The following is a 21819-nucleotide window of genomic DNA, read 5'->3' as shown; positions in this document are numbered from 1 at the left end:
TCTACCCCGAAATCCTTATGCCCGAGTCGAATCCCCACAGGACCAGCGTCATGATCATGTCCAGTACCACCACGGCAACGAGGCTGGCCCTGATGGCGCGGCCCGAGGCGCGCCCGACTCCCTCCGGGCCGCCCGAGGCGTAGTACCCCTGATAGCCGTGGATCAGGATGATCGTCACGACGAACACCGCGGCCTTCAGGAGTGAGAACAGCACGTCGACCGGCTGCAGGAAGGCACTGAAGTAGTGGTCGTAGGTGCCCGAGGACTGTCCGCCGACAACGCGAACCACCACCGCACACGACAGGTAGCTCAGAATGAGGGTCAGCAGGTAGAGCGGCACGATCGTGACGATTCCCGCGATCACCCTGGTGGTGACGACGAAGGGCATCGACTGAATCCCCTGAGCTTCGAGGGCGTCGATCTCTTCCGAGATACGCATCGCACCGATCTCGGCGGTCATCCTGCATCCCGCCTGCGTCGCGAATCCGATGGCCGCGATCATCGGGGCCAGTTCCCGAGTGCTGGCGTACGCCGAGATGAAACCGGTCAACGGCTCCATCCCCACCATGCCGAGGGAATTGAACCCTTCGATCCCGACGGACGCACCCACCGCGACCCCCAGCACGACCAGCACCGACACGGTTCCGCCACCGACGATCAATTTGCCACTGCCCCAGGTGATGTCGCTGAGGATGAGCAGCATCTGACGCCGATAGGAGCGGACCGTATGGGGTATCGCGGCGAGAACCTTGACGCAGAACGTCAGTTGATGACCCAACATTTCGAGTACATCGAACGGCCTACGACCGAGGTACCTGACACTGCGGCTGAGGTGAGCGGTGCCGTGCACGGTGTACCGCGAAGGAGTTGCCATCTCAGCCCAACTTCTGCGGCATGAACATCGCAACCAACTGCGTGATCACGACGTTGACGGTGAATGCGGACACCACACCGAGCACGACGGACGCGTTGACCGCGTTGGCTACCCCGCGCGGTCCGTGTGCGGCGGACAACCCTCGCTGGCAGGCCACGATAATGACGATGACCCCGAATATCTCGGTCTTCACCAGCGCGACGACCAGATCTGTCACCGAGGCGAAGGACGCGAACGAGCTGATGTAGCTACCGGGCGTCCCACTCTGAAAACCGACGTTGATCGCATAGCCCGCGGCCAGTCCCATGAAGATGATGAGGATGCACAGGAACGGTGCCACCAGGAGGATGGCCGCCAGCCGTGGTGTGACCAGCCGGCGAACCGGGTCGATTCCCATGGTCGACATCGCGTCGATCTCATCCCGGATGGTGCGCGCACCCAGATCGGCTGCCACTGCCGCGCCTGCCGCACCGCCCAACAGCAGTGCCGCGACGATCGGTGCGCCCTGGCGGATGACCCCGAGGCCACCCGCGGCTCCGGCGATGGACGTCGCACCGATCTGATCGGTGAGGCTGCCGACCTGAACGGACACGATGACGCCGAACGGAATGGACACCAGTATTGCCGGCACCACCGTGACGGTGACGACGAACCAGGCCTGATCGATGGTGTCGCGCCACGGATGTCGCAGTGTGAGTATGTCGCGGACGAGGTGGACGAAGGCCAGTACACCCAGCTCCAGAGTTCGCCCGAACGTCCGGAATCCACTGGCAACTCCGTCGCTGACGCGTGCGAGCGTCGATGTCGGCGACGACAATTCCCCACCCCCCGGCTTTCTGTTCAGTGCGACTCCCCCGCGCAGGAACGGAAATTACCAGCCGACCGTCGAGCAAGTGACGTTTTCTTCACTTACCGAGCTATGACAAGTCACAGACTTCGCCGGGCCGCGTGAAGGTTCCGAAAAGCGACCGGGCCGAGGGGCACCGACGACAACGGCGGCGACCACCGAAGTGGTCGCCGCCGTTGTCGTCGTAGGGCAGGGATCAGAAGTTGATCATGTGGCCCGCGAGGCCGTGGATCGCTTCCTGCAGTGCCTCCGACAGCGTCGGGTGCGTGTGGACGTTGCGGGCGAGCTCGTTGACCGTGAGGTCCCACTTCTGGGCCAGGGTCAGCTCGGGAAGCAGCTCGGACACGTCAGGTCCGATGAGGTGTCCGCCGAGCAGTTCGCCGTGCTCGGTGTCGGCGATGAGCTTGACGAAGCCGGTGGCGTCGCCCAGTCCGTGTGCCTTGCCGTTGGCTGCGAACGGGAAGTTCGCGACCTTGATGTCGGAACCGCGGGCCTGAGCCTCTTCGCGGGCCTGGTCCTCGGTGAGGCCGAAGCTCGCGACCTGCGGCTGGCAGAACGTCGCACGCGGCATCATGCGGTAGTCGTCGATCGGCAATGTCTCTGCGCCGCCGATGGTTTCGGCAGCAACGACAGCCTGAGCCTCGGCCACGTGGGCCAGCTGGAGCTTGGCCGTGACGTCGCCGATGGCGTAGATGTGCGGCACGTTGGTCTGCATCGTGTTGGTGATGCCGATGGCACCGCGATCGGTGAGCTCCACGCCGGTCTTCTCGAGGCCGAATCCTTCGACGCGGGGCGCGAATCCGACGGACTGCATCACCTTGTCGACGGTGAAGGTCTCGCTCTCACCGGACTTGTTGTGCTTGATCGCGACGGTGACCTTGGAGCCGTCGTCGTCGATGCTCTGCACGCCCGCGCCGGTGATGACCTTGACGCCGAGCTTCTTGTACTGCTTCTCGATTTCCTTCGAGACGTCCTTGTCCTCGTTGGGCAGCGCACGATCGAGGAACTCGACGATGGTGACGTCGACGCCGTAGTTCTTGAGCACGTACCCGAACTCCATGCCGATCGCACCGGCACCGACGATGAGGATCGAACCCGGCAGATCCTTGGTCATGATCTGCTCTTCGTACGTGACGACGTTCTTGCTCAGCTCGGTTCCCGGGAGCAGCTTGGTGGTGCTGCCGGTCGCGATGATCGCGTTGTCGAACGTGATCGTCTCGGTGCCACCCTTGGTCAGCTCGACCTCCATGGTGTTGGCATCGGTGAACGTGCCCTTGCCGTCGTACTCGGGGATCTTGTTCTTCTTCATCAGGAAGTGAATGCCCTTGACGCGGCCGTCGGCGACCTTGCGGCTGCGATCGAACGCTGCGCCGAAGTCGAAGGACGCTTCACCCGAAATACCGAACAGCTTCGCCTCTTTGGTGAAGAGGTGCGCCAGCTCGGCGTTACGGAGAAGTGCCTTCGAGGGGATGCAGCCCACGTTCAGGCACACACCGCCCCAGTACTTCTTCTCGATGATGGCAGTGCTGAGTCCGAGTTGTGCCGCGCGGATAGCAGCGACGTACCCACCGGGACCGGCTCCGAGGACAACGACGTCATAGTGTGAGGTCACGAGTCCCCAGCGTAGTCGTGACCTCCGACGCTGTCTCGACCTGGTCTTCGTTACCAGCCGGTAGCCATGCGAGCGCCGACCGACCCGACGGCGCATCTGCTGCTAGAACTGTGGAATGGCAATCTCGGACGACCCGTATCTCTGGCTCGAAGACGTCACCGGCGAGGAGGCCCTCGATTGGGTTCGCACCCGCAACGGGGTGACCGTCGAGGAACTGGCCGGAGACGAGTTCGATGCCACCGAGTCCCGCATCCGCGAGGTACTCGACACCGACGCCCGCATTCCGTACGCCCGTCGTCGTGGGCAGTACCTGTACAACTTCTGGCGCGACGCCGAACACGTCCGCGGCCTGTGGCGTCGAACGACGATGGACGAGTACCGAACCGAGAATCCGGTGTGGGACGTGCTGCTCGATCTCGATGCGCTGGCCGGCAGCGAGGACGAGAACTGGGTGTGGGGTGGCGCGCAGGTGCTGCGTCCCGATCAACGACTGGCACTGGTGACGCTCTCCCGCGGCGGGGCCGACGCGACGGTGGTCCGTGAGTTCGATCTCGACTCCCGCACCTTTCGCGCCCTGGAGGACGGCGGATTCGCGCTACCGGAGGCCAAGACCGACATCGGTTGGATCGACGCCGACACCGTCTTCGTAGGAACGGATTTCGGGCCCGGTTCGCTGACCGAATCGGGCTATCCGCGTATCACCAAGCGGTGGCATCGCGGCACCCCACTCGTCGACGCCGAGACCGTGTACGAGGGTGCAGCACAGGACATCTCGATCTCCGCCTGGCACGACCGGACCCCCGGCTTCGAGCGCGACTTCGTCCAGCGTGCCACCGACTTCTACAACTCCGAGACCTACGTGTTGGACGGTTCTGCCCTGACCCGGATCGCGACGCCGACGGACGCGTCGACCTCGGTGCACGAGAACTGGTTGCTGATCCGCACGATGACGCCGTGGACGGTCGGCGACCGAACCTATCCGGCCGGCGCGCTGCTCGCTGCGGATTTCGACGAGTTCGTCTCCGGCACAATCGCTCTCACGGTCCTCTTCGCCCCGGACGCGCACACGTCACTGCACCAGTACGCGTGGACCGAGAATCACCTGCTGCTGGTGACGCTGCAGGACGTACGGACGAAATTGCACGTGCTGACCCCCGGCGCGAAGGAGTGGGACGTCAGCACGATCGACGGGCTGTCGGACCTGACGTCCACCGAGATCGTCGGCACCGACGCCGAGGAGAACGGTGACGAGTACTTCCTCTCGTCGTCCGGCTACCTGACACCGGCGACACTGCTGGTGGGCACGGTGGGCGGCGAGCTCGAAGTCCTCAAACAGGCTCCGGCGTTCTTCGACGCCGACGGCCTGACGGTGGAGCAGTTCTTCGCCCGGTCCGACGACGGTACCGACATCCCGTACTTCGTCGTCCGACGCGCGGATTCCGGACCCGGACCGACGTTGCTCTACGGTTACGGCGGCTTCGAGATCTCGATGACACCCGGCTACAGCGGTGCAACCGGACGCGCGTGGCTCGAACGTGGTGGCACCTACGTCGTCGCCAACATCCGCGGCGGCGGCGAGTACGGGCCGTCGTGGCACACCCAGGTACTGCGTGCCGGACGCCATCTGGTGCACGAGGACTTCGCCGCTGTCGCACGCGACCTCGTCACCCGAGGCATCACCACCACCGAACAGTTGGCCGCTCAGGGCGGCAGCAACGGCGGCCTGCTGATGGGCATCATGGTGACGAAGTACCCGGAACTGTTCGGCGCGTTGGTATGTCAGGTCCCACTGCTGGACATGAAGCGGTACCATCTGCTGCTCGCGGGCGCGTCCTGGGTGGCCGAGTACGGCAACCCCGACGACCCGGACGAGTGGGAGTTCATCTCGCAGTACTCCCCGTACCAGAACGTCGTCGCTGCATCCGAGCGTCCGTATCCGCCGATTCTGATCGCCACGTCCACCCGCGACGATCGCGTCCATCCGGGACACGCACGCAAGATGGCCGCTCGGTTGGCCGAACTCGGTCAGGACGTGAGCTACTACGAGAACATCGAAGGTGGGCACGGCGGGGCGTCGGACAATGCGCAGTTGGCGTTCAAGACGGCGTTGACCTACGAATTTCTGTGGCGGCACCTCGCTCGCAGCTGATTCTCAGCCGGCGAGCGCGTCCTCGAACATCGGCCAGGAATCGTGCAGGTCGTCCTGCCAGTAGCCCCACGAGTGGGTGCCGCGCTCACGCAACTCGAAGTGGGCCGGGATGTCGAGCTGTTCGAGGGCCGTCTTCAGCCTCCGTGTGCAGTCTCCGGTCGCCACCTCGATGGCACCGCCCACGACCATCTGGTTGAGCAACACGAAGCCGGGCCCGTTGGGATTGGTGCCGTCGAGGGTGTCCGATGCCCCGGCCAGTCCGCTACCGTTGGAGATGTACAGCGCTGTGCCACGCAGCTTTTCGGCGTTGACCACCGCATCGTTGCGTACCCAGTCCTGGTGGTCGTCCAGCCCCCACATGTTCGTCACGTTCGCGCCGAGCGCCATGGACACGACGGTCTTGACGTATGCCCGCCCCAACGGGTCGGTGGTCGACGCGCATCCACTGTAGGAACCGACGGCTCGATACAGCCCCTGGTGGTGCGCGGCGAGGTTCAGGACCGAGGTCGCAGCCATCGAGATACCTGCAATCGCGTTGCGGCCGTTGGTATCCAACAGATCGTCGACGAGCGGCGGCAGTTCGGCCGTGAGGAACGTTTCCCACTGGTTGCGTCCGAGCCTCGGATCGTCCTGCTGCCAGTCCGTGTAGTAGGAGTAGGCCCCGCCGACGGGAGTCACCACGTTGACGTTCTTGTCGGCGAAGAACGCCACGACGTCGGTCTGGGTGTACCAGTCCATTCCGTCGAGTCCGCCGCCCGCGCCGTTGAGCAGGTACAGAGTGGGGCTCGGAGTCGTCCGATCGGGAGATCGCAGGATCTTGAGTGGGATCGTTCGGTTCATCGCGGCGGAGTGGACGAACGCGGTCATCGCGGTGTCGTCGGCCACCTCGGTGCGCACCACGTACGACTCCGTCGGACCGGCCACCGAGTCGGCCGGGGCCGCGGAGGCGAGTGGGTGCGCTACTGCTGCGACGCATGCCACCACACACAGGACGACGACTCTGCACAGCGCACGCGATCGGCGACACCGCTCCCCACCACCGATTCGACCTACCGAATCCCCCTGGCCGTTCATAGTCGTGCTCACTATCGTCGTCGAACAATTGCTGGTTCAAAAACTTCTTACACCAAAACGAACCGAAAGTAGGTAGAAATGACGAATAGCGTGTGAAACGACCAAAATTTAGTTCGAGCGAATTACCTGTGCATCCACTCCGCAACGAGGTCGGCGACCGCCGTGGGGTTACGGATCCAACCGTTGTGCCCGAGTGGCTCGTCGACGTGTACCGAGGTGACATCGGCACGGGCGAGCTTGCGGACGAGGTTGTCCATCGAGCCGCGAGGCGCGAGGTCGTCGCCCTCGATGGTCACCGCCAGCACGGGCAGCGTCAGACGGCCCATCCGTTCCTCGTAGTCCATGTCGGCCCCTGCAGGCTCGATCGACCCGCTGCGCGCGAACCGGGACCAATCGTCGATCAGAACCCTCGACTGCCGACCGAATCCGCCGATGCCGATGCGATCCCCCGGCCAGAACCCGGCGATGTTGCTGGTGATCGCCATCGCCGCCGCGCCCACGTACAGCGGTACACCGCGAGTCGTACCGAAACCGCGGTGATACGGCGAGCCCGACGCCACCAGGATCAATCCGCCGAGCCTGCCCCTGATGCGCGCGGCGTACATCGAGCCGAGCTGCCCACCCATGCTGTGCCCGAGCAAGTACGGCGTCGCCTCCGGGAACTGCTCGCGAACCACCTCGAAGATCGCCGGTAAGTCGACCGACACCAGCTCCTGATACCCGTACCGACTCGCCGAACTCGGCTTGGGCACACTGTCTCCCTGGCCGCGCAGGTCGCCGATCGCGGCATGGAAGCCGCGCGCGACGAGCGCCTCGGCGAACAGTCGGTAGTAACCACCGGGAATGCCGAGGCCGGGAAGAACGACGATGACGGGCGCATCGTCGCGGCCTTCACCGGGGAACAGTGAGACCGGCACCGTCGAACCGTCGGGCATCTGAATCGGAACCGTCTGCATCGGGCAACCCTATGCCGAGGACTCACCGGCCCGCCCCGATGCCCCTGGGAATCGGACCGCTACCGAATCATCGAGTCTTGCAGGACTTCTCGACCGATCCAACTACTTCGAACCACGAAAGCCGGGCCCGACGTCGCGTCGAGCCCGGCTGATGGTCGTGGATCAGATGGACGGACCGGGGATCTCGACGGTGCCCGAGCCGCTACCTTCCGAGCTACCCAGCGCGAGCAGCTGAAGCAAGATCGCGAGCAATTCCATGAATTCTCCTTGAAGAGAGTGGGATTCGATGCCGAACCGGCATCACGAATACCGCGCCGATGTCGCGGGTGGACCTTGCTGGAGGCTCCGACCGGGTGCTCACGAAACCGAGGCCGACGGTACGGAACCGAGGTACGTCAGTCCGAAGAGGAACTGATACCGGAGAACAGCTGGAGGAGGATCGCGAAAAGGTCACCGAGTTCAGCGGACATGGAACTGCTCCTTCATCGAGGGGGGTGTGCAGATCTGCTGTGACTTGTGTCACGCGATGATCTCTGCAAGAAGATTTCTACCTCAGAAGGTCACGCTGTGTACACGGAAATGACAGTAAAAGTCGAAAATCTTGGTGCGATATCACAAAACGGTGACGGTGCCGAGACGTCGCGGCCGCCCCCGACTGCGACCGCGACGCGCTACGGACGATTAAGCGGCGCTACCCGACGTCAGCACGCCGACGATCTGATCGACGATCGCGTCGACGATGCCGTCGTAGACTCCCGAAGCGATGTCGGAAATGAACTGTGCTACTGAACCCATGAGAACTCCTGATGCTCGCGTGTACGTACAGCCGTAGGTAATACGACCTCCCTCGTTCTTACCGCACGCTAAGGTTCGGCGCAGCACCCGGTGTCAACTCGAGACCCCGGAAAGATGGTGCCGCAACGGTTCACCGGAAATCTAACCGGTTCTGCAGTGAAAACTATTCGCCGATCACGTCTTTCGCGCGGCCCACGAGCAACGGGTCTGTTTCCCCGACTATCTCGGGATCCTTGTTGGCATAGTCGAACTTGTTGAGCACAAAACGCATCGCGTTGATGCGAGCCCGCTTCTTGTCGTTGCTCTTGACGACCGTCCACGGTGCGACATCGGTATCGGTGGCGCGAAAATTCTCTTCCTTCGCCGCGGTGTACGCATCCCACTTGTCCAGCGAGGCGAGGTCCATGGGCGAGAGCTTCCACTGCCGCACCGGGTCGACCTGCCGTATTGCGAAACGGGTGCGCTGCTCGTGCTGCGACACCGAGAACCAGAACTTGGTCAGACTGATGCCGTCGTCCACGAGCATCTGCTCGAACAGCGGTGCCTGGCGAACGAAGTGGGCGTGCTGCTCGTCGGTGCAGAAACCCATGACACGCTCGACGCCCGCCCGGTTGTACCAGGACCTGTCGAACAGGACGATCTCCCCGGCCGCGGGCAGGTGTGCGATGTAACGCTGGAAGTACCACTCGGTCGACTCGCGCGCCGACGGCTTCTCCAGCGCAACCACACGCGCACCGCGCGGGTTGAGGTGTTCCATGAATCGCTTGATCGTGCCGCCCTTACCGGCGGCATCTCGGCCCTCGAAGACGATGACGTGCCGTCGCCCGGTCTCCTTGGTCCACATCTGCAACTTCAGGAGTTCGATCTGCAGCAGACGCTTCTCGAGCTCGTACTCGGCGCGCGTCATGCGCTCGTCGTACGGGTAGTTCTCGCGCCAGGTGTCGACGACGTGGCCGTCGGGGACGGTCAGCAGAATCGGATCGTCGTCATCGGAGTCGTCGACGGCGAAGCCCGAGGTGTCGGCAAGATCTACCGCCTTGGTGATGTCGAGCAAGTCGCTCAGGTTCGTGCGTGGAGCCTCACCGTTGCGCAGATCATTGTCGGTCATGTGCCGAAAGTTAGTGCTCATCGGTGACCGACCGATGGCGATTCGGTGAACACCCGATGCATCCGGTTTCAGCGCCCCCGATACCGCTCCGCAAGGGGGACGGAACGGAATCGGTGGCGTCGAACACCGACCGTAGCTACCGAGGAACAACCAGGTCCAGCGCTCGAGTCAGAAAAGTCCAGGACCTTGGTACGGCACCGATCGATCGGCGAACGGTCCAATTCGATCGATACCGGCCCCCGATCGAACAGCAGCCGGCTTCACGCCGCTGCCTTCCGACAGATCTCTTCGGACATCTCTCCCGTCGAGCACAGGTAGGCGAGTTGCGCGTCCGCTGCTGTGGTCCCCTCGTCCAGGACGGGTGGAACCGGGTATCCGGATGCGGCGCACAGATCCGGATCTGCATCGCCGAGTGAACACAGGTACTCGAGTTGGGCCGAGGCGTTCGAGATGCCGGAGTCAGCAGGCGGCGTGGGATATCCGGACCGCCCGCACAACGCGAGGTCGGCTTCTCCGGTCGAGCAGAGGTACCTCAGCTGAGCCTCGGCTGCCGACGATGCATTGTCCACGGACGCCGGATAGGGGTATCGCGACTGCTCGCACAGCGATCGGTCCGCTTCACCCGTCGAGCAGAGGTACTTCAGCTGAGCTTCGGCACTGTTGTTCGGTCCCTCCGGCTGCGTGGTCGGTATCGCGGAGGCACTGGTCGCGTCGGCACTGCCGGTGCGCTCGGGTGGCGGCGTCACCGAGCTTGCCGTCGTCGACGAAGCCGGCTGAGTGGTCGACGACGCGGCGGTGGCCGAAGGGGACGAGGATTCGTCGGCACTGTTCGAGCTACACGCACCGAGCGCCACGGTGGCGAACGCGAGCGCGGTCACGGCGAGGAGTTTCATTGCGAGGCCCTGCTTTCTGTCGAGGGCCGGGTGACCGACCGGTTCGGTGATGCGACGGGCTCCATCTCTCGGTTGCCCGAATCCAGGAGTTGACAACGGTTTCGACGCACCCGGGCGTGAGACTCGACGCGAAGGCCCCGGACATGAATTCCTGCACGGGGGAGCCGGCGAAACGAGTCCGTGTTCCGTCTCTGGTGAGGTCGGCGGCCGACAACTGTCCGGGTATCGACAGGTGACTGGCGGGGCTTGCCGACCCGTCCTTCCGGTAGGCCAGAAGATGCAGAGTGGACACCGGCCCGGAGGCGTCGCAGTAGTACGGCGACAAGTCGTCGAACAGCGCCGAACTCATGCAGTCCGATGCCGGCGGAACAACGGACACGCTTGCGTCCTCTGCCGGCATGCAGTGAATGATCGAGTCGTCCATGCCTTGGCCGATCAAGATCGGGACGGGCTTTCCCTCGGACATGGGCACTTCGGGGTACGGGCTGGTTCCACGCGGACCGGGCATGTTCCAAGTGATCCAATCGCACCAGGCACCGATGCCTTCGTCGGGCGGCGCGGCACAGGCCGCGTCGAGCCCACCGGGAAAGTACTCACCGACCGTGTACGGGTCGGGAAGATTCCAGATCGACTGCACGAGCATCTGATTCGTTCGCGCATCCCGGTACGGAGCGGTCGCTGCCTGTACCTTCTTCGATTCGGTTTCCAGGCACAACGACGTGATCGTCCGGACGCTCTGCTGCCCCTGAGCGGTGAGAATGGCGTCGGGAGTGATCGCACCGGTCCCGGGGAACGCCGGAAGTGCGGCGTCCGGCGACATCGGCACAGATGTCGCGAAGTTGGACCACGACCCGAAGATGTAGGAGAACAGCGCCGGTCCGATCTGCAGTTCGAGCGCGGGTATCGGCAATCCGACAACTTCGATCGTCTTGTGCATCTCCCAATCCGCCAAGCCTCGGGCATCGGAACCGGGCGCGGCGACGAAAGTGGAGGCCGGAGCCAACCCGACGACGCCGGCAAGTTCGGTCGTCGGAGTCGGCTTCGACGGCGAGGTGCTGGAGTAGTACGTGTCGGCCATCTGCCCGGCCCACAGCGCGGCATGACCACCCTGCGAATGGCCCCAGGTCACCATCTCGTACGTATCGATCTTCTCCGAGTCCGCATGCTGCTCCTCGACCAGTTGGGCAAGTGCGCGTACCGAATCGAGGACATTTGCCGCCGCGACCCGGCCGACGACATAGGTGTCGTTCGGTTGATAGTCCGTTGCGGCAACCGACCATCCTTGATCGAGCGCGTACTGCAGTGCGCCGTTGTCGGGCGTTCCTTCGTACTCGCCGAGTTCGTTCCCGATCCCTACCGCGCCGATTCCGCCCGGCATCGGTCCCCAGAACAGCTTCTCGGGGCTGCTCGATGGAAGGCACCGCTGATCCAAGCCGACCGTTCCATGTGACCAGGCCAGAATGTCGGCCTTTCCATCGACTACCCGGGGACCGGATTCGGGAATCGCCGCCATGCCGCACACCAACTGCAGATCGGTCTCGTCGACGCCCATCGACACGTAGAGAATTCGCCACACTGTCGCCCGTACCGGAAACCCTTCGGCTTGTTTGCCGACGGGATTCAACGGCTCGGACTTGATCAGATCGCCGGTTCCGGCACCCTCGGGCACTTGCGAACCGACACCCATCGGACCACTGCACACCGAGGTGTCCTGCGACACGGGCTGTTCCGGCGTCGACGGCTCATCCGAGTGGCGACCGCACGCCGCGAGCACCAAGACGAGTGTCAACAGCATCGAAGTGGTAGAAGATGCCTTGCCCAGGCGACGGCGCATGGCGCACAGCGTAAGTCAGGTACGGCTACGGGCGCAGGGATTCGCAGATCGAGGTCCGTGGAACACCTCGGAACGCAAACGGATCCGTTTGTCGGGGTAGATATGGGTGATATCCCCGATGCGCCGAAAGGCGTTGATGACGCAGACTTTTCACCATGACATTCGAGAGCGGTTCCCCCAGAGAATTCACCCGGTCCAGTTCGCAGAAGATGATCGGAGGTGTATGCGGCGGCGTTGCCGAATATTTCGGCTGGGACGTCAACATCGTCCGCCTCGCCACCGTTGCCGGCACGGTCCTGACCGGCGGCACCGTCGTGCTGATCTACCTGGCGGGGTTGATGTTGATGCCGCTCCGGCCGTGACCCGGCGACGGACACAGAAAGGCCCCGCCGCCTCTGATCAGAGACGCGGGGCCGATCTGTACCGAATCTAGCTGGAGCCGAAGCTACCGGTGCTGTCTCCGAGGAGTCCCTCGAGCAAGCCGTCGAGCAGTCCGCCGGTGATGAGGTCGCCGAGGCCACCTTCCTCGCCGCCACCGAGGATGGGCAGGAGATCGGTGATGAGGTCCAAGAACATGGGTAAAGGCCTTTCGAGAAACGTCGAGGGGGTCTGACGGGTGATGTAAGAGCGTCAGAAACATATCGTCGGCAACTCGGTACAGTCCATCGTTTCGGACAAAAAGGACCCACCGACTGTTTCGGGCCCCGAAACGCGATGCAGACTCAGCCCTCGGTCTTCCCGGTGATCAACCAACCACAGGGTGCGGCGAGCGCGTCCGCCTCGGCGGGTCCCATCGAACCGGGCTCGTAGCTCTTCACCTCGGGCGGGTTGCTCAGCAAGGGAGCCGCGACATCCCACACGTGCGCCAGACCGTCCGGCCTGGTGAACAACGATCGGTCTCCGCTGAGCACATCGAGGATCAGGCGCGCGTAGGGGCTGAGCGGCTCCGCGTCGGGCACCGACTTCAGCGGCAACGCCAGATGGCCGACCGACAGATCGAAATCCGGGCCCGGCTCCTTCACCGTCATGGCGATGTCGATGCTGCCGTCTCCGGACAGATCGAAGGACAGCACCGCCCCGTCCTCGGGCAGCTCGGTGAGCGGACTGTCGGCGGGCTTGCGGAACACCAACGACACCCGCTGCGCTCCGACACCCAGCATCTTTCCGGTGCGCAGCAGGAACGGCACTCCACGCCAGCGGTCGGTGTCGACCCACAGCTTGGCCGCCACGAACGTGTCGACCTCGGAATTGTCGTCGACTCCCTCGACGTCGCGGTAACCGTCGTACTGACCGAGAACCACCTCGTCGGTGTCCAGCGCCCGGAACTTCCCGATCACCGTCTCCCGAGCCGATTGCAGATCCTCGGCCTTCAGTGACGCCGGCGGTTCCATCGCCACCTCGGCCGCGACCTGGAACAGGTGCGTGACGAGCATGTCCAGCACGGCACCGGTCTCGTCGTAGAACTCGGCGCGGTCGTCGATGTCAAGGGTCTCGGGGACGTCGATCTGCACCTGCGCAACGTGCTCGGAGTTCCAGATGCCGCTGATCATGCCGTTCGCGAACCGCAGCACGTGCAGATTCTGGGTCGCTTCCTTGCCCAGGAAGTGGTCGATTCGATAGACCTGCTCTTCCTCGACGACCTCGTGAACGGCTTTGTCGAGTTCCTCGAAATTGCTCTGAGAGGTGCCGAACGGCTTCTCGTAGACCACCCGGGAACCCTCGGCGAGATCGTGTGCACCCAGGGCCTTCGTGTAATCGACGAAGGTGCTCGGCGGCAGAGCGATGTAGTGCACCAGCTGGGCATCGTCGCCGATGTCCTTCTTGACCTCGGCGACGACCTCGGGCAACTTACCGGGGTCATCGACGGTGAAGCCGTTGCCCGCGAAGCGGATTCGCTCGGAGAATTCGGACCAATCGCCGTCGTCCACGTTCTCGGCGAACTCGTCGAGGACGCTGCGGACGTGATCGCGGAACTCGTCGTCGGAGGTGTCCTTGCGGCCGTTGCCGATCAGGACCCATTTCTCGGGCAGCAGGCCCTCGATATGGAGTTGGTAGAACGACGGCAGGACCATTCGCTTCGCGAGGTCTCCGGTTGCGCCGAACAGGACGAATACAGTGGGTTGCGAGGACGCCATGACCTCCACTATGCACCGACCCGGGCCGAGCATGGCTACAGTCGGTGTGATGACCAGATCACGGTTTCACGGTGAGATCTACGGGGTAGGTACGACGTCCGGCGTGCGGATCGTCGTCGGGCATTGGACGCGGTCGCCGCTCGGAGAATTCACCGACGTCATGGTCCAGTTCGCGGACGGACAGCGCCTGCTGATAGCCCCCAACGAGGACGTGCGCGAATTCGTCACCGCCACATACACATTCGACTCCACCGAACTGGTTCCGGTGACCTTCGCCGCGGAGCCGAATGGATGGCGATCGGTGCAGGCCGGTGACCTGTCGATCAGGATCCGCGTCGCCGGGCCGACCGTGCTCGGTCGCGCATTGAGCATCGTGCCCGACGCGGTGTCGACGGCACCGTGGTTCTGCGCGATCAGCGACCCCATCGCCCGAGTCGTACTGCGCGGAGTCCGCACCCGCGGCAGCGCAGGCGGGGGCCGACGCGAGTACTACGGTGCCAGGCACCAACATCGCGTCACCGACGTCTCCGCATCGTGGCAGGGCGAGGACCTCGGATCGCTCACCCCCGTCACTCCCCCGGTGACATTCGGATTCGGCAGCACCCCGGCGGCACCGTCGGTCACCTCCATCACCACGACGATCGACAGTTAGAAAGCCACCCGAGGGACGAAGGTCCCTCGACGTCGGGACGTAAAGGGCTGCTGCGACAGCAGCGCAGCGGCCAGGGTGGTGACGTGACCCTCACTGCACCACCCCGCCCCTCGTCCGACACCCACCCCGCTCTGTCTCCCGCTGCCGAGGCCGTCGTCCGAGCCACTGCCGGTGTGGTCGCGGAACACTCCGAAACGATCAGCGCCCGCTTCTACGAGTCGATGCTCGGCGAACGCCCCGAGCTGTGGCGTCTGTTCAATCGCGCGAATCAGGAAACCGGAGAGCAGAGTCGGGCACTGGCCGCGTCGGTGGTCGGCTACGCCGTGCAACTGATCGACCCGGACGCACCGTCGTTCGAGCCGGTGTTGCGCCGCATCGCCGGCAAGCACATCACCCTCGGTATCACCCCGGAGCAGTACACCCTCGTGGGCCGACACCTGCTCGGTGCCGTGGCCGACATCCTCGGCGCTGCCGTCACTCCCGCCGTCGCTGCCGCGTGGGACGAGGTCTACTGGCTGTTCGCCACGCAGCTCATCGCCACCGAAGCGCGCCTCTACGCAGCGGCAGACATCGACCCCCACAATCCGCTGCGCCCGTATCGCGTGATGCGGCGCACGCAGGAAAGCCCCGGCACGGTCTCGCTCGTCCTCGAACCCGCGGACGGCGCTCCCCTTCCCGCACTCGCGGCCGGCCAGTACGTCACGGTGTTCGTCGACCTCGCCGACGGCACGCGGCAGCCGCGTCAGTACAGCGTCTCGTCCATCGCATCCGACACCCGCCTGCAGATCACGGTGGCACAGGTACGGAACGGTCCGCCCGGGCAGGTTTCGACTCACCTCCAGGAGGCCGTCGACGTCGGCGACATTCTCGAAGTGAGCGGTCCTGCAGGTGATTTCGGAGTACCTACCGGCGAAGGACCGCTGCTGATCGCCACGGCCGGTGCCGGAATCACCACCGTGCTGCCGCTCGTCGAGCATCTCGCTCGAACCCAGCCCGGCCGCAAGCTGATACTGGCCCACGCGGACCGCAGCCGCGCCGACCACGCATTGCGACAGGCGATCGCCACTGCGGCCGAAGCACTCGACGACGTCGTCGATCACGCCTGGTACGAGACCGTCGACGCGGACGATTCGACGTCGTTCACCGGATTGATGAATTTCGACCGGATCGCCTTCACCGCGGACACCCACGTGCTCAGCTGCGGACCGTTGCCGTTCCTGCGCGCCGTCCGGCTCGCGGCCCTTCAGCGCGGCGTACCGCCGGAGCGCATCTCCTACGAGGTGTTCGGGCCGGACCTGTGGTCTCCCGTCACCGTGACCGAATGAAGAAGGTTCCGCTCGACGCACTCGTCGGCACGCAGATCGCGGCAGCCACCGCCGCCTCGTCGCGTCGGGCGGCGGTGGCGGTGTACGGGGGCCACGACCACGCTCTCCGACAAACACTGATCGCGCTCGCTGCCGGTGCCGAACTGTCCGAGCACAACAACCCAGGAGAGGCCACCGTGCATGTCCTGTCCGGTCGGGTCGAATTGGTCAGCGGCAGCAATGTGTGGTGCGGAATGTCCGGCGATTTCTTGATCGTCCCCGAAGCACCGCACTCCTTGCGAGCCATGACCGACGCAGCCGTGCTGTTGACGACGGTGGTCGCGTCGGCCTAGACCACCGAAGCGCCGGATGCTCTCAGCTCGTCGAGGGCCGCGGCGGAGGTCTCGGGAGCAACCCCGGCGACGAGGTCGGTGAGGACGCGGACGTCGAATTTCTCGGCGACGGCATCCTTGGCCGAGGCCAGCACGCAGTAGTCGGTCGCAAGCCCGACGACGTCGATGTCGGTGACCTCGTTGGCGGCGAGTATCTCGGCCAGGGGTGTCCCATCCTCGGTGACGCCCTCGAACGCCGAGTACGACGGCTTGCCCTGCCCCTTGTAGACGTGCACGTCCACCGAACCGGTCGCGTAATCGGGGTGGTATTCGGCACCGACCGTGCCTGCCACGCAATGCACCGGCCACGTGGTGACGAAATCCGGTGCGGCATCGGTGGCGAAATGCCCGCCGTTGTCGCCCTCCGCGTCGTGCCAATCCCGCGAGGACACCACGAGGTCGTAGTCGTCGCCCTGGCGCGCCAGGTACGCGCTGATCCTGCGCGCGACCTCCGCACCGCCGGCCACCGCCAGCGCGCCGCCCTCGGTGAAATCGTTCTGCACATCCACAACCAACAGCGCACGAGTCATGGATCCCAGTATCCTCGACGAGTGCGCGTGTCGTCTCTGCTGACCTACCCAGTCAAGGGATGCGCAGGTGCAGCGTTGGATTCTGCCCACGTGAGCGCTACCGGCCTCGAGCACGATCGCGCATTCATGATCGTCGACGCCGACGGCGCATTTCGCAGTCAACGGAGCGACCCCGGCCTCGCGGTCGTTCGATGCTCGGTGACGGACGGGTCGCTGACGCTCGACCACGCATCGATCGGTTCGGTGACCGTGGCCATCGACCGCGACTCCGAGTCGCGCGACATCACCATGTTCCGCGCGCCGATGCGGGGCATCGATCAGGGCGACGAGGTCGCGGGCTGGCTGACCGAGGTGATCGGAGAACCGTCGAGGCTCGTCGCCGCGCCGCGCGACCTCGGCCGGATCACCGACGGAATATCGCCCGGCTCAGCACAATTCGCCGACAGTGCGGCAGTCCACATTCTCTCGACCGCCACGCTCGCCGGGCTCAATTCCCGACTCGACGCCGCATTGCCGATGAATCGATTTCGTCCCAATATCGTCGTCGACGGCTGGGACGAACCGCATCGGGAAGACGAGGTGCGGGAAGTGACCATCGGACCCACGCGTCTCGCGTACACCAAGCTGGCGATCCGGTGCGCCGTCACCACCGTCGAGCAGACAACCGGTGAGCGCACCGGCCCCGAGCCGCTGCGCACCCTGGGTGACTACCGCCGCGGCCGACAGAAGGGCGTTGCTTTCGGATCGAAATTCTCCGTGCTGCAGAACGGCACGGTGACCGTGGGCGACGAACTACGCGTCGAGAGTTGGGGAGAGTCGGAGCTGTAGCTCGCGATGATTGTCCACTCTGTGCGTTCGCAGACGGCTTTCCGTCTACGAGAACGAATTGTGGACAACCATCGCACTTGCTTCCGCTGCTATCAGCGCCGCCAACTGGATCCGTGCCTGCCCTGCCCGCAATTCCCGGGAGAACACCGCACCTGCATCGACCAGATCGTGTCCACCCCCGCCGCCGCCGTACGTCGGCGAGGTCTCACCGAACGGCACCCGCGTCGTGACGACCACGTGTACCCCAGCCGCCACCGCTTCTTTCACCGCATGCACCACGCCGGCGTTGGTGTTGCCCGAGCCGAGAGCCTGAAGCACGATGCCCAACGCCCCCGCCTGACGGCACGCATCGATCTGCAGGCCGTCGGCACCGGGATACAGCGCGACGATGTCCACGCGGACCCCGGCAATGGGCTTCCACGGCAACGGTTTCGGTCGCGGCAATGCGGCGGAGCGGAACGCGTCGAGCTCGGTGGTGTGTTTCTTGATCGCACCACGCGCGGGCAGCAAGCGCCCACCGAAGGCGATCAATACACCCCGCTCGGACTGCGCTGCTGCCACTGCCGCGGCAATGTTGCCGGGGCCGTCCGGATCGGCATGATCGGCAGTGCGCTGAGCGCCGGTGAACACCACCGGACGCTCGTCGTCGTGGAACAGATCGACGTACAACGCCGACTCCTCCATGGTGTCCGTCCCGTGCAGCACCACCACTCCGACGCATCCGTCCTCGGCGAGCGCGTCCGCCACCGCCGTACGGATGGTGTCGAGATCCGCGAAGTCCAAGGCCGAGCTGTCCTTCGACATCACTTCACGCACCGCGACACCGTCGACATCCACCCCGACACCGGCGACCGGACGAGAGACACCGTGCTCGTCGCGACTACTGGCAATCGTCCCACCGGTGGTCAACAGGGCGACAAACTTACTCACTGCGCGCCGCCACCTCTCGGATTCGTTTGCGGCACAGGAACCAACCACCGATGAGCATCGGCGCGATGAGCAGGATCGACGCCACCGTCCAGGTACCGACCGGTTTGTCGAAGGCCATCAGCACGAGTACACACGCCAGGAAGCCTAGCGTTGCGTATCCGGTGTACGGGGCACCGAACAATCGGAACGCAGGTCGAGTGACCGCACCGGTCTTGGACAGCGACCAGAACTTCAGCTGACACGCCACGATGACGGCCCAGGCGCTGATGATGCCGAGAGCGGCGAGGTTGAGGACGATCTCGAATGCCTGCGCCGGGACCACTGCGTTGAGCACGACGCCGAGCAGCGTCACCACCGACGTCAGTGCGATGCCGCCGTACGGCACCCCCGACTTGTTCATCCGCGCAGCGAATGCGGGAGCCGAACCGGCGATCGCCATCGAATGCAGGATGCGTCCGGTGGAGTAGAGGCCGGCGTTGAGCGAGGACAAAGCTGCAGTGAGGACCACGAGGTTCATGATCGCGTCGGCACCCTCGACGTCGATGGCTCCGAAGAACGTCACGAACGGACTCTCACCGGCCTGATAGCTGGTGTACGGCAACAACAACGAGAGCAGCAGCACCGAGCCGACGTAGAACACGACGATACGGATGATGACGGTGTTGATCGCCTTGGGGATGACCTTCTCGGGGTTCTGCGTCTCGCCGGCAGCGGTACCGACCAGCTCGATCGAGGCGTACGCGAACACCACGCCCTGGATCACCACGATTGCAGGCAGCAGCCCGTTGGGGATCAGTCCGCCGTTGTCGGTCAGCACACTCAACCCCGGCTCCTGACCGTCGATGGGCGTTCCGAAGATGACGAAGTAGGTACCGATCAACAGGAACGTCACCAGTGCAACTACTTTGATGAGCGCGAACCAGAACTCGAGCTCACCGAACACCTTCACCGACACCAGGTTCAGACCGAGAACGAGCAGCAGGCCCCCGAGTGCGAACACCCACTGGTCGATGTCGCCGAGCGGGGCCCAGTACTTCTTGAAGAAGTTCATGTACAACGCCACGGCCGTCACGTCGACGACCGCCGTCATCGCCCAGTTCATCCAGTACAGCCAGCCGGCCGCGAAAGCGACCTTCTCGCCGAAGAATTCGCGCGAGTACGAGACGAACGAGCCCGAGGTCGGCCGGTGCATCACCAGTTCACCCAGAGCGCGCAGGATCAGGAAGGCGAAGAATCCGCACAGCGCATACACCAGTACCAGCGCCGGACCTGCGTCGCGGAGGCGGCCACCGGCTCCCATGAACAGCCCGGTCCCGATGGCACCGCCGATGGCGATCATCTGAATCTGACGTGGTGCCAGCTCTTTTCGATAACCGGGGTCTTCCTCGGTGAAGGCCTTGCGGGTATCGACACTCCTGTTCTCGGTGCTCATCGCGTCACCTCGTCGACGTCTCGGGAGCATCTGCATGCTCGACCGGTGCCACTCGAAGGTTGGCGAGGTGCTCGGGACTCAGGAGCCGATCGAGCTCGTCCCGGGCCAGCAGCCCCTTCTCGAGTACGAGGTCGACCACATTGCGCCCACTGACCAACGCTTCCTGGGCAATCGCAGTCGATTCGACGTATCCGAGATACGGGCTCAGCGCGGTGATCAGGCCGATGGAGTTCTCGACGCGCTCACGCAGCAGATCGACGTTTGCGGTGATGCCGTCCACGCAGCGATGCGCGACGGTGCGGCACGCGGCACTCAGATGCGCCATACCGTCGGACAGGGACTTGACGATGATCGGCTCGAATGCGTTGAGCTGCAACTGTCCTGCCTCGGCTGCCATCGTGATCGTGACGTCGTGCCCGATCACCTCGTAGGCGACCTGATTGAGCACCTCGGGGATGACGGGGTTGACCTTGCCGGGCATGATCGACGAACCCGCTTGCATCGGAGGCAGATTGATCTCGTTGAAGCCTGCCCGCGGACCGGACGACAGCAGCCGCAGATCGTTGCAGATCTTCGACAGTTTCACCGCAACCCGCTTGAGCACACCGGACAGGTGGACGAACTGGCCGACGTCCTGCGTTGCCTCGATCAGGTCCGTTGCCGTCACCAGCGGCAGACCGGTGATGGTCCGCAGATGCGCGACGGCCGATTCGGTGTATCCGGCAGGAGCGTTGAGTCCGGTGCCGATGGCGGTGGCTCCGAGGTTGATCTCGTGCACCAGCAGTGCTGCTTCTTCGAGCCGCGAGCAGTCCTCGTCGATCATGATCGCGTAGGTGCCGAACTCCTGACCGAGAGTCATCGGCACCGCGTCCTGCAGCTGTGTGCGGCCCATCTTGACGACGGTGGCGAATTCGCTTGCTTTGCGGCCGAACGAATCTCGCAGCACCTTCATCGAGGCGATGAGCTCGTGCACCGCGAAGATGGTCGCGATGTTCACCGACGTCGGGTACACGTCGTTGGTGGACTGCGACGCGTTCACGTGCTCGTTGGGGTGCAGCATGCTGTACTCGCCGTGGGCGTGCCCGAGGATTTCCAGCGCACGGTTGGCGATGACCTCGTTGGCGTTCATGTTGGTCGAGGTGCCCGCACCGCCCTGGATGACGTCGACGACGAACTCCTCGTGCCACTGGCCGTCGAGGATTTCCTGGCACGCCGTGCGGATTGCTTCCCCGCGGGTGGCGTCGAGAATTCCGAGATCCTGATTGGCCGACGCAGCCGCCCACTTCACCGCTGCGAGTCCGCGAACGAGGTGCGCATTGGTGGAGATCGGTCGCCCGGTGATGGGGAAGTTCTCGAGAGCGCGCAGGGTGTGGATCCCCCAGTACGCAGTCGTCGGGATGTCGCGTTCGCCGAGAAGATCCTTCTCGATGCGGGTATCGGCCACGGTTGCGCTCCTTGATGGGGTGTCCAGCTG

At 64.3% G+C, this 21819-nt stretch carries 20 protein-coding genes; 6 read left to right on the top strand and 14 right to left on the bottom strand.

Annotated features, from left to right (window positions below):
* Position 1: 1 nt before the first annotated feature.
* From R3P93_RS15460 to lpdA, 3 genes are all read right to left on the bottom strand, one after another.
* Entirely contained in the window at positions 2 to 781 is a 780-nt protein-coding gene (locus tag R3P93_RS15460) for an ABC transporter permease (RefSeq protein ID WP_231893723.1), read from the bottom strand.
* A 94-nt stretch (positions 782 to 875) separates the two neighbouring features.
* On the bottom strand, positions 876 to 1691 hold the full coding sequence (locus R3P93_RS15455; protein ID WP_068048004.1) for an MlaE family ABC transporter permease: 816 nt from the start codon (positions 1689 to 1691) through the stop codon (positions 876 to 878).
* Between the two features lie 226 nt (positions 1692 to 1917).
* Entirely contained in the window at positions 1918 to 3333 is a 1416-nt protein-coding gene (gene lpdA, locus R3P93_RS15450) for a dihydrolipoyl dehydrogenase (protein ID WP_149406603.1), read from the bottom strand.
* 115 nt (positions 3334 to 3448) lie between these two features.
* On the opposite strand from lpdA, the gene R3P93_RS15445 reads away from it, so the two are divergent.
* Positions 3449 to 5482 (top strand): prolyl oligopeptidase family serine peptidase, encoded by a 2034-nt coding sequence (locus R3P93_RS15445; RefSeq protein WP_149406602.1) that lies wholly within the window; start codon positions 3449 to 3451, stop codon positions 5480 to 5482.
* A 3-nt stretch (positions 5483 to 5485) separates the two neighbouring features.
* On the opposite strand, the gene R3P93_RS15440 is transcribed toward R3P93_RS15445, so the two are convergent.
* From R3P93_RS15440 to R3P93_RS15420, 5 genes are all read right to left on the bottom strand, one after another.
* On the bottom strand, positions 5486 to 6556 hold the full coding sequence (locus R3P93_RS15440) for an alpha/beta hydrolase (protein ID WP_094641021.1): 1071 nt from the start codon (positions 6554 to 6556) through the stop codon (positions 5486 to 5488).
* 122 nt (positions 6557 to 6678) lie between these two features.
* Positions 6679 to 7512: an alpha/beta hydrolase family protein gene (locus R3P93_RS15435; protein WP_094668700.1), complete on the bottom strand. Its 834-nt coding sequence runs from the start codon at positions 7510 to 7512 to the stop codon at positions 6679 to 6681.
* Between the two features lie 958 nt (positions 7513 to 8470).
* Positions 8471 to 9415, bottom strand: coding sequence for a polyphosphate kinase 2 (ppk2, locus tag R3P93_RS15430; RefSeq protein ID WP_188078699.1), 945 nt, complete (start codon positions 9413 to 9415; stop codon positions 8471 to 8473).
* Positions 9416 to 9675: 260 nt separating this feature from the next.
* Positions 9676 to 10293, bottom strand: a complete 618-nt coding sequence (locus R3P93_RS15425) for a hypothetical protein (protein WP_149406601.1) — start codon at positions 10291 to 10293, stop codon at positions 9676 to 9678.
* Positions 10250 to 12142, bottom strand: a complete 1893-nt coding sequence (locus R3P93_RS15420; RefSeq protein WP_149406600.1) for a lipase family protein — start codon at positions 12140 to 12142, stop codon at positions 10250 to 10252. Before R3P93_RS15420 ends, R3P93_RS15425 begins: the two co-directional genes overlap by 44 nt.
* Before the next feature lie 155 nt (positions 12143 to 12297).
* Here R3P93_RS15420 and R3P93_RS15415 point away from each other — a divergent pair, with 155 nt between their 5' ends.
* Positions 12298 to 12504, top strand: coding sequence for a PspC domain-containing protein (locus R3P93_RS15415; RefSeq protein WP_068048215.1), 207 nt, complete (start codon positions 12298 to 12300; stop codon positions 12502 to 12504).
* Between the two features lie 67 nt (positions 12505 to 12571).
* On the opposite strand, the gene R3P93_RS15410 is transcribed toward R3P93_RS15415, so the two are convergent.
* Together R3P93_RS15410 and R3P93_RS15405 are read right to left on the bottom strand one after the other, a co-directional pair.
* Positions 12572 to 12718 carry a hypothetical protein gene (locus R3P93_RS15410; protein WP_156516122.1) on the bottom strand — a complete coding sequence of 49 codons (147 nt, stop codon included), beginning with the start codon at positions 12716 to 12718 and terminating at the stop codon, positions 12572 to 12574.
* Positions 12719 to 12864: 146 nt separating this feature from the next.
* Complete coding sequence (locus R3P93_RS15405) at positions 12865 to 14277, bottom strand: glucose-6-phosphate dehydrogenase (protein WP_149406599.1); 1413 nt, start codon at positions 14275 to 14277, stop codon at positions 12865 to 12867.
* Between the two features lie 49 nt (positions 14278 to 14326).
* On the opposite strand from R3P93_RS15405, the gene R3P93_RS15400 reads away from it, so the two are divergent.
* The 3 genes from R3P93_RS15400 to R3P93_RS15390 all read left to right on the top strand — a co-directional run bounded on the left by R3P93_RS15400 (position 14327) and on the right by R3P93_RS15390 (position 16586).
* Positions 14327 to 14929 (top strand): hypothetical protein, encoded by a 603-nt coding sequence (locus R3P93_RS15400; RefSeq protein ID WP_149406598.1) that lies wholly within the window; start codon positions 14327 to 14329, stop codon positions 14927 to 14929.
* Positions 14930 to 15012: 83 nt separating this feature from the next.
* Positions 15013 to 16254 carry a globin domain-containing protein gene (locus R3P93_RS15395; protein WP_188078698.1) on the top strand — a complete coding sequence of 414 codons (1242 nt, stop codon included), beginning with the start codon at positions 15013 to 15015 and terminating at the stop codon, positions 16252 to 16254.
* Positions 16251 to 16586, top strand: coding sequence for a cupin domain-containing protein (locus R3P93_RS15390; RefSeq protein ID WP_149406597.1), 336 nt, complete (start codon positions 16251 to 16253; stop codon positions 16584 to 16586). The genes R3P93_RS15395 and R3P93_RS15390 overlap by 4 nt, the downstream gene beginning before the upstream one ends.
* Here R3P93_RS15390 and R3P93_RS15385 read toward each other — a convergent pair.
* The gene (locus R3P93_RS15385) at positions 16583 to 17155 is read right to left on the bottom strand and encodes an isochorismatase family protein (protein ID WP_068048205.1); all 573 of its coding nucleotides are present in this window, start codon (positions 17153 to 17155) and stop codon (positions 16583 to 16585) included. The genes R3P93_RS15390 and R3P93_RS15385 overlap by 4 nt on opposite strands.
* Positions 17156 to 17176: 21 nt before the next feature.
* Between R3P93_RS15385 and R3P93_RS15380 the strand changes: the two genes are divergently transcribed.
* Complete coding sequence (locus tag R3P93_RS15380; protein ID WP_149406596.1) at positions 17177 to 17983, top strand: MOSC domain-containing protein; 807 nt, start codon at positions 17177 to 17179, stop codon at positions 17981 to 17983.
* A gap of 45 nt (positions 17984 to 18028) precedes the next feature.
* Here the strand turns inward: R3P93_RS15380 and R3P93_RS15375 are convergent, their stop codons facing one another.
* From R3P93_RS15375 to aspA, 3 genes are read right to left on the bottom strand one after another with little or no spacing between them, the layout of a single operon-like run.
* Positions 18029 to 18913 (bottom strand): asparaginase, encoded by an 885-nt coding sequence (locus R3P93_RS15375; RefSeq protein WP_149406595.1) that lies wholly within the window; start codon positions 18911 to 18913, stop codon positions 18029 to 18031.
* Positions 18906 to 20345 carry an amino acid permease gene (locus tag R3P93_RS15370; RefSeq protein ID WP_149406594.1) on the bottom strand — a complete coding sequence of 480 codons (1440 nt, stop codon included), beginning with the start codon at positions 20343 to 20345 and terminating at the stop codon, positions 18906 to 18908. The genes R3P93_RS15375 and R3P93_RS15370 overlap by 8 nt, the downstream gene beginning before the upstream one ends.
* A 4-nt stretch (positions 20346 to 20349) precedes the next feature.
* Entirely contained in the window at positions 20350 to 21789 is a 1440-nt protein-coding gene (aspA, locus tag R3P93_RS15365) for an aspartate ammonia-lyase (RefSeq protein WP_149406593.1), read from the bottom strand.
* Positions 21790 to 21819: the final 30 nt, after the last annotated feature.

The sequence above is a fragment of the Rhodococcus cerastii genome, from assembly GCF_033042195.1.
Taxonomy (GTDB): domain Bacteria; phylum Actinomycetota; class Actinomycetes; order Mycobacteriales; family Mycobacteriaceae; genus Rhodococcoides.
Note: the sequence above shows the minus strand (reverse complement) of the source record. Positions and strands in the feature narration are given on the sequence as shown.

Coding starts and splice junctions, on each gene's coding strand:
- R3P93_RS15390 (WP_149406597.1), top strand. CDS start 16,251: ATGAAGAAGGTTCCGCTCGACGCACTCGTCGGCACGCAGATCGCGGCA.
- R3P93_RS15435 (WP_094668700.1), bottom strand. CDS start 7,512: ATGCAGACGGTTCCGATTCAGATGCCCGACGGTTCGACGGTGCCGGTC.
- R3P93_RS15440 (WP_094641021.1), bottom strand. CDS start 6,556: ATGAACGGCCAGGGGGATTCGGTAGGTCGAATCGGTGGTGGGGAGCGG.
- R3P93_RS15405 (WP_149406599.1), bottom strand. CDS start 14,277: ATGGCGTCCTCGCAACCCACTGTATTCGTCCTGTTCGGCGCAACCGGA.
- R3P93_RS15415 (WP_068048215.1), top strand. CDS start 12,298: ATGACATTCGAGAGCGGTTCCCCCAGAGAATTCACCCGGTCCAGTTCG.
- R3P93_RS15400 (WP_149406598.1), top strand. CDS start 14,327: ATGACCAGATCACGGTTTCACGGTGAGATCTACGGGGTAGGTACGACG.
- R3P93_RS15445 (WP_149406602.1), top strand. CDS start 3,449: ATGGCAATCTCGGACGACCCGTATCTCTGGCTCGAAGACGTCACCGGC.
- R3P93_RS15420 (WP_149406600.1), bottom strand. CDS start 12,142: ATGCGCCGTCGCCTGGGCAAGGCATCTTCTACCACTTCGATGCTGTTG.
- R3P93_RS15460 (WP_231893723.1), bottom strand. CDS start 781: ATGTTGGGTCATCAACTGACGTTCTGCGTCAAGGTTCTCGCCGCGATA.
- ppk2 (WP_188078699.1), bottom strand. CDS start 9,415: ATGACCGACAATGATCTGCGCAACGGTGAGGCTCCACGCACGAACCTG.
- R3P93_RS15370 (WP_149406594.1), bottom strand. CDS start 20,345: ATGAGCACCGAGAACAGGAGTGTCGATACCCGCAAGGCCTTCACCGAG.
- R3P93_RS15410 (WP_156516122.1), bottom strand. CDS start 12,718: ATGTTCTTGGACCTCATCACCGATCTCCTGCCCATCCTCGGTGGCGGC.
- R3P93_RS15385 (WP_068048205.1), bottom strand. CDS start 17,155: ATGACTCGTGCGCTGTTGGTTGTGGATGTGCAGAACGATTTCACCGAG.